The organism is Microbulbifer sp. CnH-101-G (genome assembly GCF_052466775.1).
Window position 1 is genome coordinate 2,336,305 of record NZ_CP174292.1, and the last position, 22,039, is coordinate 2,358,343.

At 51.3% G+C, this 22,039-nt stretch carries 18 protein-coding genes and 1 tRNA gene; 4 read left to right on the forward strand and 15 right to left on the reverse strand.

The features are described from left to right. Positions 1-48 precede the first annotated feature (48 nt). The 3 genes from ACJJID_RS10115 to lon all read right to left on the reverse strand — a co-directional run bounded on the left by ACJJID_RS10115 (position 49) and on the right by lon (position 4,986). Complete coding sequence (locus tag ACJJID_RS10115; protein ID WP_444919387.1) at positions 49-1,932, reverse strand: SurA N-terminal domain-containing protein; 1,884 nt, start codon at positions 1,930-1,932, stop codon at positions 49-51. A 119-nt stretch (positions 1,933-2,051) separates the two neighbouring features. Continuing rightward, positions 2,052-2,324 carry an HU family DNA-binding protein gene (locus ACJJID_RS10120; RefSeq protein WP_010132873.1) on the reverse strand — a complete coding sequence of 91 codons (273 nt, stop codon included), beginning with the start codon at positions 2,322-2,324 and terminating at the stop codon, positions 2,052-2,054. Between the two features lie 256 nt (positions 2,325-2,580). Beyond that, positions 2,581-4,986, reverse strand: coding sequence for an endopeptidase La (gene lon, locus ACJJID_RS10125; protein ID WP_444919388.1), 2,406 nt, complete (start codon positions 4,984-4,986; stop codon positions 2,581-2,583). A gap of 43 nt (positions 4,987-5,029) precedes the next feature. Here lon and ACJJID_RS10130 point away from each other — a divergent pair, with 43 nt between their 5' ends. After that, the gene (locus ACJJID_RS10130) at positions 5,030-5,212 is read left to right on the forward strand and encodes a hypothetical protein (protein ID WP_444919389.1); all 183 of its coding nucleotides are present in this window, start codon (positions 5,030-5,032) and stop codon (positions 5,210-5,212) included. 50 nt (positions 5,213-5,262) lie between these two features. On the opposite strand, the gene clpX is transcribed toward ACJJID_RS10130, so the two are convergent. The 8 genes from clpX to ACJJID_RS10170 all read right to left on the reverse strand — a co-directional run bounded on the left by clpX (position 5,263) and on the right by ACJJID_RS10170 (position 15,499). Continuing rightward, the gene (gene clpX / locus ACJJID_RS10135; protein ID WP_152454089.1) at positions 5,263-6,549 is read right to left on the reverse strand and encodes an ATP-dependent Clp protease ATP-binding subunit ClpX; all 1,287 of its coding nucleotides are present in this window, start codon (positions 6,547-6,549) and stop codon (positions 5,263-5,265) included. 160 nt (positions 6,550-6,709) lie between these two features. Next, on the reverse strand, positions 6,710-7,354 hold the full coding sequence (gene clpP / locus ACJJID_RS10140; RefSeq protein ID WP_444919390.1) for an ATP-dependent Clp endopeptidase proteolytic subunit ClpP: 645 nt from the start codon (positions 7,352-7,354) through the stop codon (positions 6,710-6,712). A gap of 188 nt (positions 7,355-7,542) precedes the next feature. Beyond that, positions 7,543-8,856, reverse strand: a complete 1,314-nt coding sequence (tig, locus tag ACJJID_RS10145; RefSeq protein ID WP_444919391.1) for a trigger factor — start codon at positions 8,854-8,856, stop codon at positions 7,543-7,545. A 190-nt stretch (positions 8,857-9,046) separates the two neighbouring features. Continuing rightward, positions 9,047-9,131: transfer RNA gene (locus tag ACJJID_RS10150), tRNA-Leu, on the reverse strand. A 171-nt stretch (positions 9,132-9,302) separates the two neighbouring features. Continuing rightward, on the reverse strand, positions 9,303-10,478 hold the full coding sequence (gene fadA, locus ACJJID_RS10155) for an acetyl-CoA C-acyltransferase FadA (RefSeq protein ID WP_444919392.1): 1,176 nt from the start codon (positions 10,476-10,478) through the stop codon (positions 9,303-9,305). An 11-nt stretch (positions 10,479-10,489) separates the two neighbouring features. After that, the gene (fadB, locus tag ACJJID_RS10160) at positions 10,490-12,646 is read right to left on the reverse strand and encodes a fatty acid oxidation complex subunit alpha FadB (protein ID WP_444919393.1); all 2,157 of its coding nucleotides are present in this window, start codon (positions 12,644-12,646) and stop codon (positions 10,490-10,492) included. Between the two features lie 247 nt (positions 12,647-12,893). After that, positions 12,894-13,556: a helix-turn-helix domain-containing protein gene (locus ACJJID_RS10165; RefSeq protein WP_444919394.1), complete on the reverse strand. Its 663-nt coding sequence runs from the start codon at positions 13,554-13,556 to the stop codon at positions 12,894-12,896. 89 nt (positions 13,557-13,645) lie between these two features. Continuing rightward, on the reverse strand, positions 13,646-15,499 hold the full coding sequence (locus ACJJID_RS10170) for a beta-ketoacyl synthase (RefSeq protein ID WP_444919395.1): 1,854 nt from the start codon (positions 15,497-15,499) through the stop codon (positions 13,646-13,648). 137 nt (positions 15,500-15,636) lie between these two features. Between ACJJID_RS10170 and ACJJID_RS10175 the strand changes: the two genes are divergently transcribed. Beyond that, the gene (locus tag ACJJID_RS10175) at positions 15,637-16,623 is read left to right on the forward strand and encodes a GlxA family transcriptional regulator (RefSeq protein WP_444919396.1); all 987 of its coding nucleotides are present in this window, start codon (positions 15,637-15,639) and stop codon (positions 16,621-16,623) included. Here the strand turns inward: ACJJID_RS10175 and ACJJID_RS10180 are convergent. Both ACJJID_RS10180 and ACJJID_RS10185 read right to left on the reverse strand, forming a co-directional pair. After that, positions 16,603-17,088, reverse strand: a complete 486-nt coding sequence (locus ACJJID_RS10180) for a class I SAM-dependent methyltransferase (RefSeq protein ID WP_444919397.1) — start codon at positions 17,086-17,088, stop codon at positions 16,603-16,605. The two genes, ACJJID_RS10175 and ACJJID_RS10180, sit on opposite strands and share 21 nt — an antisense overlap. Before the next feature lie 169 nt (positions 17,089-17,257). Beyond that, positions 17,258-17,749: an Hsp20 family protein gene (locus ACJJID_RS10185; RefSeq protein ID WP_152454098.1), complete on the reverse strand. Its 492-nt coding sequence runs from the start codon at positions 17,747-17,749 to the stop codon at positions 17,258-17,260. 146 nt (positions 17,750-17,895) lie between these two features. Between ACJJID_RS10185 and thpR the strand changes: the two genes are divergently transcribed. After that, complete coding sequence (thpR, locus tag ACJJID_RS10190) at positions 17,896-18,480, forward strand: RNA 2',3'-cyclic phosphodiesterase (RefSeq protein WP_444919398.1); 585 nt, start codon at positions 17,896-17,898, stop codon at positions 18,478-18,480. Between the two features lie 47 nt (positions 18,481-18,527). Here thpR and ACJJID_RS10195 read toward each other — a convergent pair whose 3' ends face one another. Then, the gene (locus ACJJID_RS10195) at positions 18,528-19,526 is read right to left on the reverse strand and encodes a coiled-coil domain-containing protein (protein WP_444919399.1); all 999 of its coding nucleotides are present in this window, start codon (positions 19,524-19,526) and stop codon (positions 18,528-18,530) included. A 484-nt stretch (positions 19,527-20,010) separates the two neighbouring features. Here ACJJID_RS10195 and ACJJID_RS10200 point away from each other — a divergent pair, with 484 nt between their 5' ends. Continuing rightward, a complete protein-coding gene (locus ACJJID_RS10200) occupies positions 20,011-20,364 on the forward strand; it encodes an HPF/RaiA family ribosome-associated protein (protein WP_152454101.1) in 354 nt (117 codons plus the stop codon). A gap of 122 nt (positions 20,365-20,486) precedes the next feature. On the opposite strand, the gene gorA is transcribed toward ACJJID_RS10200, so the two are convergent. Next, the gene (gorA, locus tag ACJJID_RS10205) at positions 20,487-21,845 is read right to left on the reverse strand and encodes a glutathione-disulfide reductase (RefSeq protein WP_444919400.1); all 1,359 of its coding nucleotides are present in this window, start codon (positions 21,843-21,845) and stop codon (positions 20,487-20,489) included. Positions 21,846-22,039: the final 194 nt, after the last annotated feature.

The window sequence follows — 22,039 nt, forward strand, 5'->3', positions numbered from 1 at the left end:
GGTTTTTTATTGGGCTAACTGCCAAATTTCACTCTGCCTGTCCTCACCCTACTCCTCCGTAGAACTAAGCTCCACTTTGGCTTGGTCAGACAGGTAGCGGCGAATTGCGGCCAACTCTGCACCACCATTTACGGATGCCAATTGCTGCATCAAGGCCTGGCGCTGTTCCTTACTTTGTTGCGAGAGGTCGCCCGGGCGCACATCACGTAATGCCAGTACAACCTGATTACCACTACTCACACTAAATACCGCCAGCTCCTCAGAACCCGAAGCAGGCGCAGGCAGAGAGAAGGCCTTGCTATTGATCTCAGCGCGCTCTCCAAACCCTCCTCGGCGGGTCTTGTCGCTGGTCTCCAGGGTCAAGCCCTGTTCTTCAGCCAACTCAGCAAAATCATTGCCAGAAGCCAGATTTTCTTTCAGGCTTTCCGCTTTTTTGGCGAGCTGTTCACTGGCCTTATCGCGCTTCAGAACTTCGACAATCTGTTCACGCACTTCCTCAAGAGGGTAGGTGCCAGCAGGCTTAGACTCAGTCACTCGCAGCACTACGGAATGCTCGTTATTGAGATTCAGCACATCGGAAGTGTTGCCATCCTCCATCACTTCAGGTGAAAAAGCAGCTTCCACCACCTGGCCATTTGCCAGTACACCACTACCGTTTGAGCGAGAGAAAAGACCACTGGTTTGCAGCGGGACTCCCAACTCCTCAGCCGGCCCAGACAAACTCTCGGCATTGTACGCCAAGTCCGCCAAGCGGCTCAGCGCATCGAGAAACTCTCTTTCCGCTGCAGCAGTACGCAATTGATTTTCGATAGCAACCTTACGTTCCTCGAAAGTCGGCGGCTCACTCTCCTCTACCTCTAAGAGCTTGATAAAGTGAGTACCACTATCAGTAGTAACTGGTGATGAAACCTGCCCCACCTCCAAAGAAGCAAGCGCCTCTTCGAAGGCTTGCGGGAATACATCGCCAGTAGTAAAACCGAGATCCCCACCCTCGTCACGAGAACCTAGATCCTCAGAGTAGCTCTTGGCCAGCTCTGAAAAGTCCTCACCAGCATCGAGTTTCGCCTGAATTTCGTCCAGCTTTTCCTGATCCGCTTCTTCTAACAGAATATGCGCTGCACGGCGGCGCAGGTCAGAGCCAAAGTTGGCAAGCTCTAGATCATATTGAGCACGGACATCCTCATCTGAGATATCGATATTGGAAGCAAACACTTTTGGAGTCAGCTCAATATACTCAACCGCTACTTGCTCAGGTCGCTGGTATTGGCTTTGGTTTTCCTGATAGTACTGCTCAACCTCTGCCTCACTCACTTCTGTGGAAGCCAGTAATTCCTGTACAGGTAGCACTACGTAGGAGAAATCCCGCTCTTCCATAGACGCGGCAACCACCTGCTCAGCATCCACTTTGGTGGTAAAGGCACTGCCGGTAACACTATCCGCATATTGCTGAAGGGACATATCGCCCTCTACAATTTGCGGGAAGCTGGCTGTGCTGTAACCCATGCGGCGTAGAGCATCACGATACAACTGAGTGTTAAAGGTGCCGTCGACCTGGAAAGCCTGGATATCGGTGATCGCTTTATTGACCGCAGCAGTACTCATCACCATACCACTCTCCTGAGCAGCCTGGCGCATTACTGCAGTGGAAATGAGTTGGCGCAAAACCGGCTCGCGCAGCTGCTCATCACTGATCATATCCGCCGGAACATTCTCTCCGTATTGGCTCATGATCATACTGCGGCGGTTTTGTATGGCCCGCTGCAAATCCATATTAGTGATTTTTTCACCGTTGACCTCGGCAACCGCATCGGCGGCACCACCACTGGCTCCGGTAAAAAAATCGATTCCCCCAATGACCATAATGAACCCAAAGAATGCCGCAACAATAATTGCCGCCGTTCCTTTCAGGTTATCGCGCATGGACTGAAGCATGCTCAGCTCCGAAATTTCACTCTAATTGTTCAATTGTTAGCAGATACAAAAAAGGCGTATCCAAAATGACACGCCTCTTTGCACTTCGACTTTTACAAGGTCTCGAAGTTCACCGAAACTTAGTTCACGGCGTCTTTCAGGGCTTTACCGGCCTTGAAGTTGGGAATTTTTGCCGCAGCGATTTCAATCGGATCGCCTGTACGCGGATTGCGGCCAGTGCGGGCTGCACGCTCTTTTACGGCAAAAGTACCAAAGCCCACCAAGGCAACCTGATCGCCTTTTTTAAGCGCATCAGTAATGCTGTCAACCATTGCGTCCAAAGCACGGCCAGCTGCAGCTTTAGGAATATCTGCAGACGCGGCAATTGCTTCAATCAGTTCGGACTTATTCACGCTTAATCCCTCTGTTCTTTTAAATATGTTTAGGGCTTACCCTCAGGCAAGGTATCCCTACTCGTAATTTTCTAACCACCGACAATTTTAGCGCCGGCCAATAAGGCCCGTTTTATACCAACTGCCCGGTAGCGGGTCAAGGAACCATGCGGGTTTCCGGCCGACAGGACAAAACTCAGGCAGCAAAAATCAACTTTGTGGTTAGGTTTTGGTCTTGTAAATTGTTACGGGGTGACAAGTGTCACCCCGAATGTGATCAATGGGTTTGGATAGATCTTTGTGAGCGCTCTTCCGCCTGCTTTTGCAAGGCAGAATATTCCTCATCAGAGAGAGACTCGGGCTTGTGTTCAAGCGCCAACTCAAGCACTTGGTCGATCCATTTAACCGGTTTCACAACGAGATCCTGAAGAATATTGTCAGGAATATCTTTCAGGTCCCGCTCGTTATCAGCAGGAATCAGTACAGTTTTTATACCGCCTCGATGCGCTGCCAATAACTTCTCTTTGAGACCCCCAATTCGTAAAACTTCTCCCCGCAGGGTGATTTCTCCTGTCATGGCCACATCCGAACGAACCGGAATATTGGTCAACACGGAAACCAGAGCCGTGCACATGGCGATACCTGCAGAGGGCCCATCTTTTGGCGTAGCCCCTTCCGGAACATGAATATGAATATCCCGGGTTTCATGGAAGTCAGGTCCGATGCCGAGAGCCTGGGAGCGCGATCGCACCACCGTCAGGGCCGCTTGGATAGACTCCTGCATCACATCGCCCAGCGAACCGGTTTTGATCATTCGACCCTTACCAGGTACCGCAGAGGCCTCAATGTTGAGTAGCTCACCGCCAACTTCTGTCCAGGCTAGGCCCGTAACAATCCCGATTTTGTTCTCTTCCTCGGCGCGACCAAAGTCGAATTTGCGTACACCCAGCAACTCTTCCAGTTGCTCAGGCTGAACGACAGCCTTTTGGTCAGACGGGTTGCGCACATGTTCGGTGACGACCTTGCGGCAAACTTTGGCAATTTCACGGTCGAGTCCCCGCACACCCGCTTCACGGGTGTAATAACGCACGATATCGCGAATCGTCTGGTCCGAAAGCTCCAACTCATCTTCTTTCAAACCATTCGCTTTACGCTGCTTTGGTACCAAATAGCGCTGAGCAATGTTGAGCTTTTCATCCTCGGTATAACCGGGGATGCGGATAACTTCCATGCGGTCCAGCAAGGGGCCAGGAATGTTCATAGAGTTTGAAGTACACACGAACATCACATCGGAAAGGTCGTAATCTACTTCGAGGTAGTGGTCATTAAACGTCTTGTTTTGCTCTGGGTCCAACACCTCAAGCAGGGCTGAAGCGGGATCGCCGCGCTGATCCATCCCCATTTTGTCGACCTCATCGAGCAAAAATAGGGGGTTTTTAACACCGACTTTGGAAATCTTCTGCACCAGCTTACCTGGTAAAGAACCAATATAGGTACGACGGTGACCGCGAATTTCTGCTTCATCGCGCACCCCGCCAAGAGCCATACGTACATACTGACGGTTGGTTGCTCGGGCGATAGACTGCCCTAGTGAGGTCTTACCAACCCCGGGAGGCCCGACCAAACACAGGATTGGCCCCTTAACCTTCTTCACACGTTTTTGTACAGCAAGATATTCGAGGATGCGCTCTTTCACCTCTTCCAGGCCATAGTGCTCCTTCTCGAGAATCTCCTCAGCTTTCTTCAGGTCATGCCGCACGCGGCTCGCCTTTTTCCAGGGGAGACTCAACATCCAGTCGATGTAGCTTCTCAATACCGAAGCCTCTGCCGACATTGGCGACATCATCTTCAGCTTGGCCAGCTCAGCTCGGGTTTTCTTCTCCGCTTCAGCGGACATTCCCGAGTCGGCAATCTTATTTTCCAGCTCCTCAATTTCATTAGGCTCTTCGGTGATTTCACCCAATTCCTTCTGAATCGCCTTCATCTGCTCATTGAGATAGTACTCGCGCTGGCTTTTCTCCATCTGCTTCTTCACGCGGCCGCGAATACGCTTTTCCACCTGTATCAGGTCGATCTCAGAGTCCATCAGGCCCAGTAAATGTTCCAAACGCTCTTTTACATTGGAAGTTTCCAGCAGCTCCTGCTTCTGAGCCAGCTCCAGGGACATATGTGCGGAGATGGTATCTGCCAACCGCCCAGGCTCATCAATGCCAGACAAAGAGGTAATTACCTCGTTGGGCACCTTTTTGCTGATGGAGACATACTGCTCAAACTGTGACATTACCGAGCGAACCAAGGCTTCTGCCTCGCCCTCGGACAACTCAGTGGTCTCAATAGGCTCAACGGTAGCCTCGAAGTGGTTGTCATGCTCGGCAACATCAAGGATGTTGACCCTTTCCCCCCCCTCCACTAGCACTTTCACAGTGCCATCTGGAAGTTTGAGAAGTTGCAGAACACTCGCAATGGTGCCAACGCGATAGATGTCCTCGGCGCCAGGATCATCTTCCGATGCTCTTCTCTGGGCTACGAGTAGAACTTGCTTATCCCTGCGCATGGCCTCTTCCAGAGCCTCAATGGATTTTTCCCTGCCGACAAACAGCGGAATCACCATGTGGGGGTAAACAACAACATCGCGCAATGGCAACAACGGATATTCAAGTTTGGTGTCGGATGACTGATCCATAGAACTCCTCTCGGCCCTATCACTGGGTATTTGGCGCGGCATCATGCTGCTGTTGGATAATGACAGCTTAATTTGGGCCACCGCCCTTCAGTTGCTAGAGATGGGGGGGGAGAGCCCGGAATACAAGTCTAATCTCGCGACCAATTTGTGCCGACTTCAACTGAATACTGGCAAGCCGCTGGCGCTCAAACATGACAGACAGACAAAAAAAGAAACTTTTAGATAACAATCAGCTATAAAAAAAGCCCCACAAGTGGGGCTTTTGGATAAGGAAGGTTATTCCTCTGGCGCAGCCTTCTGCGGCTGGCTTTCGCTCTCATAGACCAGTAGAGGAGCTGACTCTCCTTTGATGACCGCCTCATCAATAACGACTTTGGCAACATCATCTGAAGAAGGGATGTCATACATGGTTTCCAGTAGCACCGACTCCATGATAGAGCGGAGGCCACGGGCACCCGTTTTACGCTCCATCGCTTTGGTTGCCACTGCATCCAAGGCATCTGGACGGAAGTCCAGCTCTACATCTTCCATTTCGAAAAGCTTTGCATACTGCTTGGTCAGAGCATTTCGCGGCTCGGTGAGAATCTGCACCAAGGCCTCTCGATCGAGCTCCTCCAGTGTCGCAGTCACCGGCAGGCGCCCCACGAACTCAGGAATAAGCCCGTAGCGGACCAAGTCCTCTGGCTCAAGGTCCCGCAGAACCTCACCAAAGTTGCTGGTGCCATCCTTGGATTTCACCTCGGCACTAAAGCCAATCCCACCTTTCTCTGAGCGATCGCGAATTACCTTGTCCAGGCCTGCGAAGGCACCACCACAGATAAACAGGATGTTGGAGGTATCCACCTGCAGAAATTCCTGCTGCGGGTGTTTCCGGCCACCCTGGGGCGGAACAGAAGCCACGGTACCTTCGATCAGTTTAAGCAGTGCCTGCTGTACGCCCTCTCCGGAGACATCCCGGGTAATGGAGGGGTTGTCAGATTTGCGAGATATCTTGTCAATCTCGTCGATGTAGACAATTCCCTGCTGAGCCTTCTCGACATCGTAGTCACATTTTTGCAGCAATTTTTGGATGATATTTTCTACATCCTCACCGACATAGCCAGCCTCTGTAAGAGTGGTCGCATCGGCAATGGTAAAGGGCACATTGAGCAGTCGAGCAAGAGTTTCTGCCAGCAGGGTTTTACCGCTACCGGTAGGCCCTACAAGAAGAATATTGGACTTGCTCAGTTCAACTTCATCTTTCCCTTTAACACCGGCTTTGCTGCGCAGGCGCTTATAGTGGTTATAAACCGCAACCGCCAGTACGCGCTTGGCTCTCTCCTGACCAATCACATACTGATCGAGAATCTCAGTGATTTCTCGCGGCGTGGGTAGGCGCCCTTCAGGGCCCTCCGCAGTCTCCTGGACCTCTTCGCGAATGATATCGGTGCAGAGCTCGACACATTCGTCGCAGATAAAGACTGACGGCCCAGCGATCAGCTTCCGCACTTCCTGCTGGCTTTTGCCACAGAAAGAGCAGTACAGCAATTTGCCGCTGTCTTCTCCGCTGCTTTTGTCGGTCATCAAAATACTCCGTGGTCACTGGCCTACCAGGCCCTTTAATTCAGCTATTACAGCAAGATGCTGTCTTTTGGCGTATTTTTCAAGTCCCTCTAACTGAGAAAAGACTCACAAAGAACCGAAGTTCTAATTCCACGCCTTTAGCAAAATAATTTCGTTAAAACTATGACTTTTCCAGGGCCTGACGTCTGGAAAGTACATCATCCACAAGACCATATTCCTTCGCCTCATCGGCACTCAAGAAATGATCGCGCTCAGTATCTCTCTCAATATCACTGACCGGACGGCCGGAGTGGTGGGCCATCAGCTCATTCAGACGATGGCGGATCTTGAGAATTTCCTGCGCGTGGATATGAATGTCGCTGGCCTGCCCCTGGGCGCCGCCACTGGGTTGATGAATCATTACCCGGGAGTTGGGAGTGGCAAACCGCTTCCCTTCCGCTCCCGCAGTCAGCAGGAAGGCGCCCATGCTGCAAGCCTGACCGATACACATAGTACTTACATCGGGCTTGATGAACTGCATGGTGTCATAAATGGACATACCTGCAGTCACAGATCCACCGGGAGAGTTGATGTAGAGGTGAATGTCTTTATCTGGGTTTTCAGCTTCGAGAAACAACAGCTGGGCCACCACCAAGTTGGCCATATGGTCTTCAACGGGACCAACCAGGAAAATAACCCTCTCCTTTAATAGGCGAGAGTAGATATCAAAAGAGCGCTCACCCCTGGCGGTTTGCTCCACCACCATGGGTACCAAACCAGTCGCCAGGGTTTCGATTGAGGCTTGGGGATAATCAATTCGTGCCATAGGTACCATTGCTTCCTTTTGTGGCGTGTTCGGCAGGCCAGCATACAAGCGCTTGACGCCCGTGCTGAAAAATTAGGTTTTCAGAGCTTAACCGGTCAGGCGGGATAAAGCCAGCCGGTAAAAAGGAAGGAGATGCAACGACGCCCGACTGAAGCGGGCGCCAATGCATTCTTGTGAGACAGGGATAATTAGCTCTGCTTCTGCGGCTTGATAACGTCGTCGTAAGTGCTTTCAACTTCTTCGACTTTTGCAGATTTAAGAACAAAATCCACAACCTGATCTTCCAGGACTACAGATTCAACACCTGAGAGCAACTCACGGTTGTTGTAGTAGTATTCAACTACCTCTTCAGGCTGCTGGTAGGTTGAGGCAAGCTCTTCGACCTTAGCTTTCACCAGGTCAGCGTCTACTGACAGCTCGTTCTTTTTAACAATCTCACCCACAACGAGACCGAGAACTACACGGCGCTTAGCCTGTTCTTCGAACATAGTGTCTGGCAGCATGCGCTCAGCATCTTCAGCCTTAATCTGGCCACCAAATTGCTGGATCATTTGTCCACGCAGAGTGCGAACCTCACCGGCAACCAGAGCAGAAGGCAGTTCGACCGGGTGCTTCTCGAACAGCTGGTCCATTACCTGGGTTTTTACTTTATTCAGCGCAGCATTTTTCAGCTCGCGCTCCATGTTGTTGCGAACTTCCTCACGGAACTTCTCTTCTCCACCCTCTTGAACTCCGTAAGCGGCGAAGAACTCTTCATTCAGCTCAGGGAGCTCAGGTTTTTCGGAGGAGGTTACCTTAATGTTAAAGGTTACCGCAGCACCACGCAGCTCCTCAGCTTGATAATCTTCCGGGAAAGTCAGGTCCAGGTCTTTTTCTTCACCTGGCTTCATACCCAGAATCCCCTCTTCAAAGCCGGGGATCATCTGGCCTGAGCCGAGAACCAGCTGGTGACCTTCCGCTTTTCCACCCTCAAACTCTTCGCCATCTTTACGGCCAACGAAGTTGATGGTAACCCGGTCACCTTTCTGTGCCTTGCGCTTGGTGTCCTTCCAGGAAGACTGCTGCTTGCGCAGCACATCGATCATATTCTCAACATCGGCATCGGTAACAGTGGCAACCGGACGCTCTACACTGAGCTCTGCTAGGTCGGCCAGCTCAACTTCAGGGTAAACTTCAAAAGTAGCGACATATTCAAGGTTTTCACCAGCCGCAGTCTGCTTGGCCTCAATGCTCGGCTGACCAGCGGGCTTAACCTGCTCCTGCTGTACAGCGTCGTAGAAAGAGCGGCTCATTACCTCGCCGAGTACTTCCTGGCGAACGCCGGCGCCAAAACGCTGGCGCACAACCTTCATTGGTACCTTGCCCTTGCGGAAGCCATTGACGCGAACAGTCTTCGCCGCCTGCTGCAGACGCTTGTCCACTTCTTTATCGACGATTTCCGCCGGCAAATTAACCGTTAAGCGACGCTCCAAGCCGGAAGTAGTTTCGATGGAAACCTGCATGTTTATCCTCGTGAGACTATCTCTTTAATCGCGCCGCAGCGCCAACGAATACCGGGCCACTGGGACTTAGCCAGTAACCTCATGGGCACAGCCATCAAAACCACATAGAACTTTGAGCTGACGCCAAATGCACAAGAAGCCCGCACCCACCCCTCCAGGGCAAGTCACACGGACTTCTAGGCTTTTAATTTGGTGGGGACGGGGAGACTCGAACTCCCACACCTTTCGGCACCAGAACCTAAATCTGGCGTGTCTACCAATTTCACCACGTCCCCGAAATTCTCTTACCGCTAACCCTTTGATAAATATAGGGTTTCAGTCTTTAAAAGACCTCATCGCGACAAGGGGTGCAGATTGTGCCACAGCATTTTGAAGGCATCAACACTTTACTGAAAAAATTAAAAAAGGCGCCACAAGGGCGCCTTTTTTGAGGTGGCAGCTAGGGGTTAAACCCGCTCCACAATAGTGGTAATACCCTGCCCCAAGCCGATACACATGGTGGAAACACCCAGGTTTCCACCCTCGTTTTGCATAACGCTCAGCAAGGTGCCAGTGATACGCACACCGGAACAACCAAATGGGTGACCTAAAGCAATTGCTCCGCCATAAAGATTGACCTTCTCGTCCATCTTATCGAGCAGATCGAGATCTTTCAGTACCGGCAGCGCCTGAGCAGCAAAGGCCTCATTCAGCTCAACCTTGTCGATATCACCAATGGTCAGGCCTGCATTCTTAAGCGCCTTCTTGGTAGAGGGCACAGGGCCGTAACCCATAATGGAGGGGTCAACACCAGCCAGAGCCATTTCTTTCACGCGAGCGATCGGGGTCATACCCAAAGCCTGAGCGCGCTCGGCAGACATTACCAACATAACGGAAGCGCCATCGGTAATCTGCGAAGATGTACCTGCAGTAACTTGACCGTGCTTTGGATCAAATGCCGGTCTCAGCTGAGCCAGACCTTCCACAGTGGTATCTGGACGGATGGTTTGATCCGTCTCAACCAGGAAAGGTACGCCATCATCATCGTGACCTTCAATGGCGATAATCTCGCGATTGAACTTGCCCGCTTTGGTAGCTTCGGCGGCACGGTGGTGGGAACGCGCACCAAACTCATCCATTTGCTGACGCTGGATGCCGTGCATCATCGCCAGGTATTCAGCAGTCATACCCATGGAGCCAGCAGCCTTGGCCATATAGCGGCCCAGCATTGGGTTGGGGCTGACGTGCTCCATCATGTTCAGGTGGCCCATGTGCTCAACACCACCCACCACATATACATCGCCAACACCGGCCTGGATATTGGCTGCAGCGGTGTGCAGGGAGGACATGGAGGAACCGCACAAACGGTTAACGGTCTGAGCCGGAATGGTATGCGGCAGGCCTGCGCGCAACAGAATAAAGCGCGCTACGTTAAAGCCCTGCTCATCGCGCTGCATTACACAGCCCCAGATCAAGTCATCGATCTCGGCGGGATCCAGCTTGTCATTGCGCTGCATGAATTTTTTCAGCAGCTCAGCAGACATGTCGTCGGCACGAACATGGCGGTATACACCATTCTTCGAGCGCCCCATCGCCGTACGCGCGTAGTCGACGATTACGGCATCTCTAGGATTTAAACTCATCGCTATTCTCCTTACTTATTGCCGTAGTAGGTTTTGCCACTTGCGGCCATTTCACGCATGCGATCGGTCGGCTTGTACAGCTCGCCCAGGTCGGCGTACTTATCGGCAATCTTCACGAACTCATCCAGGCCAATGCTATCCAGCCATGCGAAGATTCCACCGCGGAACGGAGGGAAACCGATGCCGTAGATCAGGGCCATATCGGCTTCAGCCGGGGAATCAACGATACCCTCTTCCAAGCAGCGAGCCAGCTCGGTTGCCATAGGCACCATCATGCGCTCGATAATTTCATCCTTTTCGAACTCGCGACGCTCAGCAACATGCGGCTTGAGCAGCTCGTAGGACTCTTCGGTAGCCACTTTCTTCGGGCGACCTTTTTTATCTTGCTCGTAGTTATAGAAGCCTTTGTCGTTCTTCTGACCGTAACGGCCCGCTTCATACATAACATCGGAAGCGGCGGTGAAGGTTTTGCCCATGCGATCGGGGAAGCCTTCAGCCATTACACTCTCTGCGTGAACGCCGGTGTCGATACCAACAACGTCCATCAGGTAGGCGGGACCCATCGGCCAACCCCAGCGCTCCATAACCTTGTCAACGGCCTGGAAGTCAGCACCATCGCGCACCAACATAGAGAAGCCGGCAAAGTATGGGAAAAGAACGCGGTTAACCAGGAATCCAGGGCAATCGCGCACAACAATGGCTTTTTTGCCCATCTTGTTCGCGTAGGCAACAACGCGGGCTACAGCGGTGTCGGAAGTTTTTTCACCGCGAATCACCTCAACCAGCGGCATTTTATGCACAGGGTTAAAGAAGTGCATGCCGAGGAAGTTTTCCGGACGGGACAGCGGCTCGGCCAGGTGATTAATGGAGATGGTGGAGGTATTAGAGGCGATTACAGTGTCTTCGCTTACCTTGGTCTCCACCTCTTTCAATACTGCATGCTTCACCTTGGGATTTTCAACCACGGCTTCCACAACAACATCGATATCTTTAAAGCCATCGTAGCTCAAAGTAGGCTCGATACGGTTGAGCACTTCACCCATTTTAACGGGGGTCAGGCGCTTGCGATCAACCAGCTTGGAAAGCAGTTTGTTCGCTTCATTCAGACCAAGGTCGATACCCTTCTGATCGATATCCTTCATCTTGATCGGAGTGCCTTTGTAGGCGGACTGGTAGGCGATACCACCCCCCATAATGCCGGCACCCAATACTGCCGCACGTTCGATCGGCTTGTCGGCCTTCTTCTCCCAGCCCTTGGCAACTTTGCCGATCGCCTGGTCCGCCAGGAACAGGCCCACCAGGGACTTGGCAGTGCCGGTTTGGGCGCAGAAGATAAACTTCTCTTGCTCGATTTTCAGCGCTTCATCGCGGGTCAGCTTGTAACCCTGCTCGATAGACTCAACCGCAGCTACCGGAGATGGATAGTTTTTACCGGCCTGCTGGCCCACAAAAGCCTTGGTGGTAAAGAAGGCCATCAGCGCTTCGGTGTCATTCAAAGGAATCGGAGATTTCTTGATCTCACGAACGGCCTTATAGTCCAGCTCGCCATTGATGGCGCGCTCAAGCAGCTTGATAGCCGCATCTTTGAGCTTGTCGGTGGGAACCACAGCATCAACGGCGTGAGCTTCCAGCGCGGCAGCCGGCTTTTGCTCCTTACCCGCTGCAATCCACTCAGCAGCAACGTCAACACCAACAACACGCGGCAGACGAACGGTGCCGCCCCAGCCTGGAATCAGGCCCAGTTTAACTTCCGGAAGACCAACTTTGGCCTCTTCGCCCATCAGGCGGAAGTCACAACCCAAGCAAACCTCAAAACCGCCACCGAGGGCATAACCATTGATGGCTACGGCAGTCGGGACCGGCAGGTCTTCCAAGCGGTTGATATTTTCATTGTTCTGATTCATCAGATCAGCAACACCCTCTGCGCCTGCAGAGAAAGCATCGCCAAACTCGGTGATATCTGCACCGACTATAAAGACGCTCTTGCCACTGGTCAGCAGTACACCTTTGATGCCATCTGCTGCCTCTATAGCATCCAGAGCCTGAGAGAATTCGGAAACCGCCTGGCGGTTGAACTTGTTGACGGATTCGCCTTGCAGGTCGAATTTAAGCTCGGCGATGCCGTTATCCAGCACCTGAACCGTGAGCGCTTTGCCACTAAATAACATTGATTGACCTCTTTTATTCTGGGCCGCAATCCTGGACCCGGGGTCGGAATTTTTTTGCAACCATGGACCGCCCGCAACTGCGGTGACACTTGGGCCCATTACGGTCAGCCGTAGTATAGCCAGATTCAAACGATTGTTTGAATACTATTTCTTCCAAAAGGACTGGCACCAATAGCGCCAAAGTACAGAAAACAACCAGCAACATTTCACCGGCCAGTCGGGGCAGGCCGTGCCAGTCTAACGCGGATTAATCTGCCTGTTCAGCCCCGTGGCGCGATTCACCCTGCATTGCAAGCTCCTGTTGAACTTGCACTGGTAAGGGGGCCATATGGGGTTGAGATGCTGTCACAGCACTGATAACCACGCAGTCAGTACTGCCGGGATTGCGGAAGCGATGTGGGCGCCGCGCGCTGAGATAATAACCATCACCCACCTCTAACAAGGCGAAATCCGATCCCGCGGCAACTTCCAGCTCTCCGGCAATCACAATCCCCCCCACCTCTCCATCGAGAAGCTGCTGGTCGGGCCCGGAATCTTGCCCAGCGGGAAATACTTTGCGAAGAATTGACATGGAGCGCCCCTGCTGAGCACCACCGAGCAGATGACAGAGAACTCGGCCATCACCAATTTCCGGCATTTCACTGGCACGGAAGAAAATCTGCTCTGATTCGGCAAGATTCAAAGAGAAAAACTCAGCCAAGGACATAGGCACGCTATTCAATATTTTTTCAAGCGACCCCACAGATGGGCTCACCCTGCCCTGCTCAATAAAGGACACAGTGGCATTGGTAACACCAGCTTGCCGCGCTAATTGCCGCTGGGAAATTCCATGAATTTTTCGCACCAGTTTCAGCCGGGCGCCAAGATCCCCGGCTTCGTTGACTTCACCACAAACATCCATGTCTGCCATTGAATTTTCCATTTAGTTAACAGCCAATAGGCGTTTTTATCACATCCCGCAATCCAAAAGAAAAACAAAACGGCAACGGCTTCCGGTACTTATTTAGTCATATCGGCAAACGGGTTATTAACATCAAGCTCTACCGGAGGAAAACCGGGGAGGACAACTTTATCGACAGCAAGGTCTATTTGATCCTCATCTATAAGCCCCTCACCAAAACGATAAATAGTTTGCAGTTCCCCTTTGCTCGCCTTCACGTCGTAAGCCACAGCCTGCTCAACAACAGATTCATTTTTTCTATGGTGAGTGAGCATCGCTTTTTCCCCATAGCGTTTTTCCAGCATGTTGCGAGTCACATGAGGAGAGAGCACTGCCGCGGTCGCATTATTGCCGCCAAAACCTTTAGAGTTCAGAAACGCCAGATCCAGAGAAGTGGGATCCCTTTCCACATGCTCGCAAGAGATCTGTAAGTTGTCCTGATGGACGTCGTCGGCCACTTTGTCAATCGTGACGATACCCGGCAATATCCCCCGGTTAAAAATTCCCAGCGCGGAAATTAACTGATCTCCACTGGCCACTGCCACCGTGTGGCCGACATAGGCTTTAACTGCACATACAGGCCATTCCCGCACACCAAAAACACCAGCCAGGCGATCGAGAATTGCGGACTCTGTCACTCGATTTTGTGGCGTACTCGACCCGTGGGCCTGCACAAAGCTGCGCCTCTTCAGGCTCTCGTCCCCGACAATAGCTCTCGACTCTGCCATCGCTCGGGCCATCGTCAGATAGTTTCCAGGCCCTGGAGCGGAGATCGATTTCTTATATCCATCGGCATTGATGTAAACACCCGCAACTGAGCCATGAATATTGGCCCCCAGCTCAACAGCTAGAGCATCGTCCATAAGGATCGCCCACTGAGTACCCTCTCCCAGGGTAAAACCGCAGTTATCTCCAAATGGACGGCTGGTGCGACGAAAATCCACATCACCCGAAAAGATTTTTCGCAAGTTTTCAGTCGTGGCGAGCGCGCCCATAGTGGAATAACCATCGACAATCTCAGGCACAAGAGGCGCCTCAGTGGCTCCAACCACAGCCACCCTAGCCCGGCCGCTACGAATATCCTCAACCCCAGCCCGCAAATTATATAAATAACTGGCGCAGGCTCCGGTCACCGCTCCGGTAGACCCCACATTGCCCAGCACATAGGCATTCACGAAATCTGCGGGCATGCTATTTAAACCAAGCGCCAGCTGCTTGGAGCTTACCCGTGAGCCCCGCAGGCGGGACTGCATCAGCCCCCCATTGCCATAGGGGTCGAGCTGGCTCATGGCTGAAGAGGCATAGACAGAAATATTGCCGGGGCCCGCCGCAGCAACAACCTCATCCCAACCAATCCCCATAGAGAGAACTGCATCAGAGGCACCCAAAACCGCCAGTTGCAATCCCCGTGGGTGAAAGCGGGAGTTGTAGCGCTCACCTGGCTCAAAGCCTGTGGGAAGCTGGCCAGCCGCCCCTACAGGAATCTCGCGAAAGCTGTCCAACATGACAGACAGGCTCGTCGTGGTTACACGCACTCTGCCGCTACCGATAGTCTCTACTTGCCAGTCGCCCGGTAAGGGGTGGGGTAATTGACGGGTGGAAATCTCAAAAGAGATACCGGTGGGGTTAGCCAAATTCGCCGCCTGGTGATAATGACAGCGGTGGTAATCGTAAATACGCGCTTCCAGCTCACGCACCAACGTACCCTTGAGTACCTTCTCCTCAAGCCCCGGCTCCAACGGGCCTGTGGTACCGGTGCGCAACCCCATTAGCGCGGCGAGATCGGAGAGGGTATCAACCCGCTCTCTCTGCCCAAGCTTATCGAACACCATTCGGGCATAGCCGCGGTGAAAGGAGCTTCGTCCTGCAGGGTTGAAACCACCAAACGCGGTAATTACGGGAAGGCGCTGCATCCTGACCTCCAGCCAAGCTAAACACTACAAATTTAATATTCGGGAGTGTAGGGGGTGGCGATTCCGCCCAGTTATGGGCATACTGGCCAGCAAAATTGAGTGTTTTGGCCAATGGCGCATATGCGCCTGAGTATGTAATGCGAACGGTTACCTTTCTTCTGATTGATCAAATGCTGGCTACCGGCACTGTACTACCCCTAGAGATGTTACGCGGGGCCGAGAGCCGTGCCCGAGTGGAAGGACTGGCCGAGCCCTTGCGCTTGGTGACGGCAAGCATCGACGGGCAAGCTGTAAAAACCCGCTGCGGCTTTACCTTTCAACCCGATGTGCCTTTGGATGAAGCACCAGACAGCGATCTAATCTATATCCCGGCACTTTGGCGTAACCCTCGACCAGCCTTGAAACGCAGCGGAAAGCTCTTAAAGTGGCTGAGGGCCCAAGCCGAAGGCGGGGCTGCCATCAATGCAGTGGGCACAGGTGTCTGCTTTCTGGCCGAAGCGGGATTGCTCGATGGCAAGCCAGCCACCACCCACTGGCATTATTTCGACCAGTTCAGCTCTGACTATCCAAAGGTCAAATTGAAGCGCCAGTATTTTATCACTCAGGCTGATAAGCTTTTTTGCGCGGCCAGTGTGAATGCCCTGGCAGATGTCACCGTCCATATGATCAGGCAACTCTATGGGGCAGCTGTTGCCAGTCACGTTGAACGTAATTTTTCCCATGAGATTCGCAGGCCTTTTGAGGAAATTGCCTATTCCGAAGGCGCTGTTCACCTGCATCCAGACGAAGATATTGTCCAAGCCCAAGCGTGGCTGAAAGAGCACTGTAACACTGAGGTAAGACTTAGTGAGGTGGCACAAATGTTCGATATGAGCGTACGCTCTTTCAACCGACGCTTTAAATTGGCCACAGGACAGACACCACTGCAATATCTACAGAATGTACGCGTAGACATGGCCCGGGAATTACTTCAGTCCAGTAATCTATCAGTAAATGAAATCGCTGAAAAAGTCGGCTACCAGGATATGGGCCACTTCACTGCCTTGTTCAAAAAGTTTCTAGCCACTACACCAAGTGAATACCGAGCCACTGTCAGAGCCAAACTATTCCGGGTGAACACCTAATTTTTTTAAGAAAATCACATCGTTATCCACAAACATCAATTCAGCACCTAATTTCCGCGCCAACCACCGGAAGGTTTCAGCACTAAAAAAGGAAATATGTGTTGGGTCGCGGATATAGTGCCAGTTGGCAAATCGCTCTGGAGAAATGACTAACTTAGTCATCAGTGCCATAAGACCACCAACACGTAATTGCACCCATAGCTTTGACAGCTCATCGCCCGGAGAGCTCAAGTGCTCTATTACCTCTGTCGACACTATAAAGTCGTAGGTTTTTTCGGAGGAGCGGCTTGCAGGAAAGTAAAAATGATCAAACAATTCAACCTTATGGCCATGCCCCTCTAAAATACTCGCCAACAATGGAGCAGGCCCACAACCAAAATCCATTCCCTCACTAGCAGGCGGAAGCATTTTTAAAAGTGGGTTGGCACAACGGCTAAGGAAACGACGATAACCTTCATCTTCCATAGAGTTTTCATGAAGGTCGTAATAGGTATGTTCCTCTGCTGCAGTGAGATGATACTCGGAAGGGACAAATACCAAATCGCAGCTATTACATTGGTAATAACTGCGAAACTTATCTCGATGGTAGAGCTGTGCCGCACTATGGCGGCACAGAGGACAAGAAAGGGACAACTTAAGCGGCTACCGTATCAGGTTTTTTTCCTGCCTCGGCTTTTTCAGTCCGATCGTGATTTAGTAAATTACCTTCACTAATCTGGATTTTTCGAGGCTTCATCGCCTCGGGTATTTCTCGCACCAGCTCAATATGGAGCAAGCCATTAGCAAGCTTTGCATCGGTCACCTTAACGTGATCTGCGAGCTGGAAGCGCCGCTCAAAATTTCTCGCTGCGATACCGCGGTGCAGGAAATTTCTCTGCGAGGTATCTTCAGGCTTTTTACTACTTACACTCAAGCGATTTTGCTCAACCTGAATATCTAGTTCAGACTGCTCAAACCCCGCCACAGCCATTGTGATTCTGTAGCTGTCCTCACCGGTAAGCTCTATATCATAGGGAGGGTAAGAGGGTTGCTTCTGCTCGCTGGAGTTCATTGCATCCAACAGGCTAGCCATACGATCAAAGCCGATTGCAGAACGGTATAAGGGAGAAAAATCAAAATTACGCATTGTTATATCCTCAATTCAGAGCAATATTAAATTCAGCTCGCCAATAAGCCCGAGCCTTTCCCGCGGAGGCGCTTTCATTCAAAGCCACCGCCCGCACTCAATAAATATGGGTTACAAACTACTTTTCAAGGCGATTAAGAGGAAAAATGCAAAAAAAAGAAAGTTTGTCGGAGCAATCAACTTGTCGACTATTTATTGGCATACGACCTGACGATGCTTCGCAAGTATTCCTAGAGGGCATAACCGATCTTTGCCGTGAGCAGCTTAAAGTAATTAATGCCAGTCACATTCGCTGGACTAGCCCCGCTAACCGGCACCTAACCCTGGCTTTTCTGGGAAACATCCAAAAAGAAAAGGTCCCACACCTGAAGCAAGGAATTATTGAACTCGCACATTCCGTGAAAAGCTTCCAAAGCAGCATTCACTCTCTTAACCCGTTCCCGAGACCGCAATCCGGCTGTCTTGCTGTAGAATTGTTACCAAATCCTTACCTGACTGCGCTCAATGAGAAGTGCCAACAACTTATTAGTGAATTAGGTATGGAGCCAGAAAGTAAGCCATATCGGCCACATATCACTCTGGCGCGATGTAAAAAGGGATTTCGACAACTTGCACCACTTAGCCTGGACTTTCCTTTTCTGGCTAAAAATATCATTCTCTACCAGAGCACTCCCCAAGTAGAGCAAAGTCATTACCATCCCTTTCTGGAAGTGAATCTTTACGCTGAATAGCCTGCCACAACCACAAAAAAGCCCGCACAGGGCGGGCTTACGAAATACTATTTAAGAGCATCTAAAGCGTACTCTGGATACATCACCAACCGGGGTCGGGATAAGCGGCGCGCATCAAAGACAAAGACATAGCGCTCACCATCATCTTCGGCAGGAATTGTACGGCGAAACTTCCAGGTATTGATTTTGTAGGTCTGCCGACCCGCCTCAACCGTTGCGACCAGGCGATATTGATTTTTTCCCAGAAACTCAAAAGACTGGTACTCACCACCAGATGGTTTTAGAACTAAGTTACGGAAAGTCTGCTTGTTTTCTCCCTCTTTATCGGAGAGCAAATCGTTTAAACGCTTCTGTTCACGCTTAACGTAAGCAAGTAACTCGGGGTCGATCTCCTTTTTGAGGATTGGGGCCGGTTCCGGCTCTACCTGCCGCTTTTGGGGCTTCTCAATTGCAGCCGTCTTCAATTTAGGCGGCTTTGACTTCGCCTCTTCGGCTTTAGCGCTCCTTGCTAAGGCCGCACGTCTTTCGGATGCTTCGGCCTTGGCCAACATAGAGTCCACCACCTGGCCAATTTTATCCTGCTGATCAGAGATCTTTGCCTTGGTTTCAGCAATTACCTTTTTCTCTTCGTCCAGTCTAGCCAGCAACTCCTGATGGTTGGTTTGAATAAACTCCAACCGGCGACTGCGGCTGTCCACGCCCCGTTCGGCCATGGCAAAACCGTGTTTAGCCTTGATTAGACGGCGCTCTGAATCCGAGGTTCCATTGGATTCATGAATCCGGCGCGCCTCCTCAAGTTCAACACGGCTCGCTTCATACTCCTTGCGAAGCTCAGTGAGAGACTCCCGTGCACGCTCGAGCTTGTATTCATAGGAAAGCAGTTCGTTCTCAATATCTTCCAGCTCAACCTGCCTGTTTTCCAGGGACTGCTCCAGGCGTGCCAGTCGGTTTTTTTCCACTGTGAGGTTTGACTGCGCCTGCGCTGCCACCCCGCCAAAAACTACCAAGCCCGCCAGGAAGAGCGAGCAATACCGCTTTACCGCCATTGTCCAGAACCCGTTTTTCGATTTTTCGACATTCGTAAGATAAAAATGCGGAGGTTAAATTTTGTTCAAAACATTCAAGCCCCTGCCCATTACGGCCAATTTTACGCAGGCCAGCGCTCGCGAGCAATGACCTCGCGTCCACCTCTTGTACCCATTTTGTTAAAAAATCCCTAAAAACTAAGAGTCAAAGACGCTCTAATGACGCTTCGCCGAATTTTATGTGACATTTTCTGGCGATAGCGCTTGATTTTTTTTTTAGCGGAAGCATTATGGGTAACAGGGAGACGATCGCTGGACACAGCGGAAAACCCGACCCGGACGTAAAACACCCAGAGCTGTACAGACAGCATTATTCGTTGCGCTACCGGCGACTCGGCGATTCAACTGCGGACCCGACCCCTCCCAACTAGGGCGCCCTACCTTCTTTGAATAGCAAACCGCTCAAGCGGCCTGCATGGTTTCCTATAACCGGAGGTATTTATCCATGAAATCTGCGCCTAACGATAACATTGTGTTCCGCGATATCGACAAATCAGCCGCCCTCTCAAACACGGTATCTAAAAAGTTACACAAACTGGAACGTTATTGTGGCGACATCATACATAGTCGTGTAGTTCTGGAAGCTCCCCACCAACACAAAAGCAAAGGCAAGCAATACAAGGCCTCACTTGAACTTGCTATCAGTGGCAATCCCGTGACCATCAGTAATGAAAATGAGTCTATCCACCGGGCCGTGAATGACACATTTGCCTCCGCCGAACGCTGCCTGAAAGAACGCAGCGAGCGCAGAAAAGCGCAGCGCCATCAGGCGCTTTACGAAGTAGTTGAGGAAGAGTAAGGGAGATTAATCCCGCAAAGACAAAAACGGCGCATTTGCGCCGTTTTTGCGTCAATCTGGGGATAAAGAACTATGTGGATCTGCATCCCAAACGACTTTAAACGTAAGATACGGAAGTAAAATCAACCGCCTACTGGTGTACGCATAGTGACAAATTCTTCTGCGGCCGTTGGGTGAATTCCGATAGTCTCATCAAAGACTCTCTTGGTCGCACCCGCCTTCAGAGCCACAGCCAAGCCCTGGATAATCTCACCGGCATCATCACCAACCATATGCACGCCAATCACCTTGTCGGTATCGGCATCAACCACCAGCTTCATCAGTGTGCGCTCAGTATTTCCACTCACAGTATGGCGCATGGGGCGAAACTCCGACTTGTAGACAGTAACCGAAACCCCAGAGTCTCTCGCCTCTTCTTCGGACAGCCCCACAGTACCAATGTTTGGCTGGCAAAATACTGCAGTAGGAATATTGTTGTAATCAATTTCTGCTGTCTTTCCGGTACGCCAATGCTTCACCAGAGCCATCGCTTCTGCAAGGGCCACGGGTGTCAACTGAGGTTCACCAGTGACATCTCCGAGGGCATAAATAGAGTGAATGTTAGTGCGGAAATTATCATCTACTGAAATAGTGCCATCTCTGTGCAGTACCACCCCCTGCTCTTTCAAACCAAGACCTTCGGTATTGGCAACCCTGCCTGTCGCATAGAGAACCATGTCCACATTCAAACTGGAGCCGTCCTCGGCATGTACTAGGAAGCTGCCATCTTGCAATTTTTCAATGGCACTCACTTGATGGTTAAATTTCAAATCGATGTTTTTCTTCACCATCTCATCGCGAACAAAGAGGCGAATATCACGATCAAAGCCCCGAAGGAATAAATCACGGCGGTAAGAAAGATGTGCTTCAGCTCCCAAGCCCGCAAAGATGCCTGCAAACTCAACGGCGATATACCCCCCGCCAACAACGAGCACTCTACTGGGGAAAGTTTTCATTGCGAACACATCGTTGGAGGTTAAGATGAATTCTTTGCCGGGAATTTCTGGGACAAAAGGCCAACCGCCTGTCGCCACCAAAATTCTCTGGGCAGTATATTCACGGCCATTCACCAAGACAGCATTGGGGCCTATCACTTTGGCGCGCCCATCAATGACAGTCACATCAGAATTTGCGAGCAAATTGCGGTAGATATCGTTGAGCCGGGACACTTCACGAGCATTATTCTCACGTAAAGTTGGCCAGTGGAATTCAGCGGAAGAGTTTTCCCAGCCATAAGCCTTAGCATCGGTAAAATCCTCACTAAAACCACTGGCATAAACGAATAATTTTTTGGGGACGCAACCCACGTTTACGCAGGTGCCCCCCATATAGCGATCTTCAGCCACTGCCACCTTCATTCCTTGCGCAGCGGCCATGCGCGAGGCTCGTACACCACCTGAGCCCGCCCCAATCACAAAAAGGTCAAATTCATATTCAGCCAAAGTAAACCTCAGTCTCTAATTTCAATCCCAGATCAAGCCTATAGCAGACAGCTCTCACAACACACCTTTTGCGTCAGAGCTGCCATTCTGCACTTAATAACCGTTGACTCCTTTTGGTCGCTTCGATATTCATGTGATAACTATCACAAAAAATACTTCGCCAAACAAAGTGTTAAAACAAACGAGCGGGTTTG

Excerpts from the sequence above, each read along its gene's own strand:
- ACJJID_RS10115 (WP_444919387.1), bottom strand. The coding sequence starts at position 1,932 with ATGCTTCAGTCCATGCGCGATAACCTGAAAGGAACGGCGGCAATTATT.
- lon (WP_444919388.1), bottom strand. The coding sequence starts at position 4,986 with ATGGATCAGTCATCCGACACCAAACTTGAATATCCGTTGTTGCCATTG.
- ACJJID_RS10130 (WP_444919389.1), top strand. The coding sequence starts at position 5,030 with ATGCTGCTGTTGGATAATGACAGCTTAATTTGGGCCACCGCCCTTCAG.
- clpX (WP_152454089.1), bottom strand. The coding sequence starts at position 6,549 with ATGACCGACAAAAGCAGCGGAGAAGACAGCGGCAAATTGCTGTACTGC.
- clpP (WP_444919390.1), bottom strand. The coding sequence starts at position 7,354 with ATGGCACGAATTGATTATCCCCAAGCCTCAATCGAAACCCTGGCGACT.
- tig (WP_444919391.1), bottom strand. The coding sequence starts at position 8,856 with ATGCAGGTTTCCATCGAAACTACTTCCGGCTTGGAGCGTCGCTTAACG.
- fadA (WP_444919392.1), bottom strand. The coding sequence starts at position 10,478 with ATGAGTTTAAATCCTAGAGATGCCGTAATCGTCGACTACGCGCGTACG.
- fadB (WP_444919393.1), bottom strand. The coding sequence starts at position 12,646 with ATGTTATTTAGTGGCAAAGCGCTCACGGTTCAGGTGCTGGATAACGGC.
- ACJJID_RS10165 (WP_444919394.1), bottom strand. The coding sequence starts at position 13,556 with ATGGCAGACATGGATGTTTGTGGTGAAGTCAACGAAGCCGGGGATCTT.
- ACJJID_RS10170 (WP_444919395.1), bottom strand. The coding sequence starts at position 15,499 with ATGCAGCGCCTTCCCGTAATTACCGCGTTTGGTGGTTTCAACCCTGCA.
- ACJJID_RS10175 (WP_444919396.1), top strand. The coding sequence starts at position 15,637 with ATGCGAACGGTTACCTTTCTTCTGATTGATCAAATGCTGGCTACCGGC.
- ACJJID_RS10180 (WP_444919397.1), bottom strand. The coding sequence starts at position 17,088 with ATGGAAGATGAAGGTTATCGTCGTTTCCTTAGCCGTTGTGCCAACCCA.
- ACJJID_RS10185 (WP_152454098.1), bottom strand. The coding sequence starts at position 17,749 with ATGCGTAATTTTGATTTTTCTCCCTTATACCGTTCTGCAATCGGCTTT.
- thpR (WP_444919398.1), top strand. The coding sequence starts at position 17,896 with ATGCAAAAAAAAGAAAGTTTGTCGGAGCAATCAACTTGTCGACTATTT.
- ACJJID_RS10195 (WP_444919399.1), bottom strand. The coding sequence starts at position 19,526 with ATGGCGGTAAAGCGGTATTGCTCGCTCTTCCTGGCGGGCTTGGTAGTT.
- ACJJID_RS10200 (WP_152454101.1), top strand. The coding sequence starts at position 20,011 with ATGAAATCTGCGCCTAACGATAACATTGTGTTCCGCGATATCGACAAA.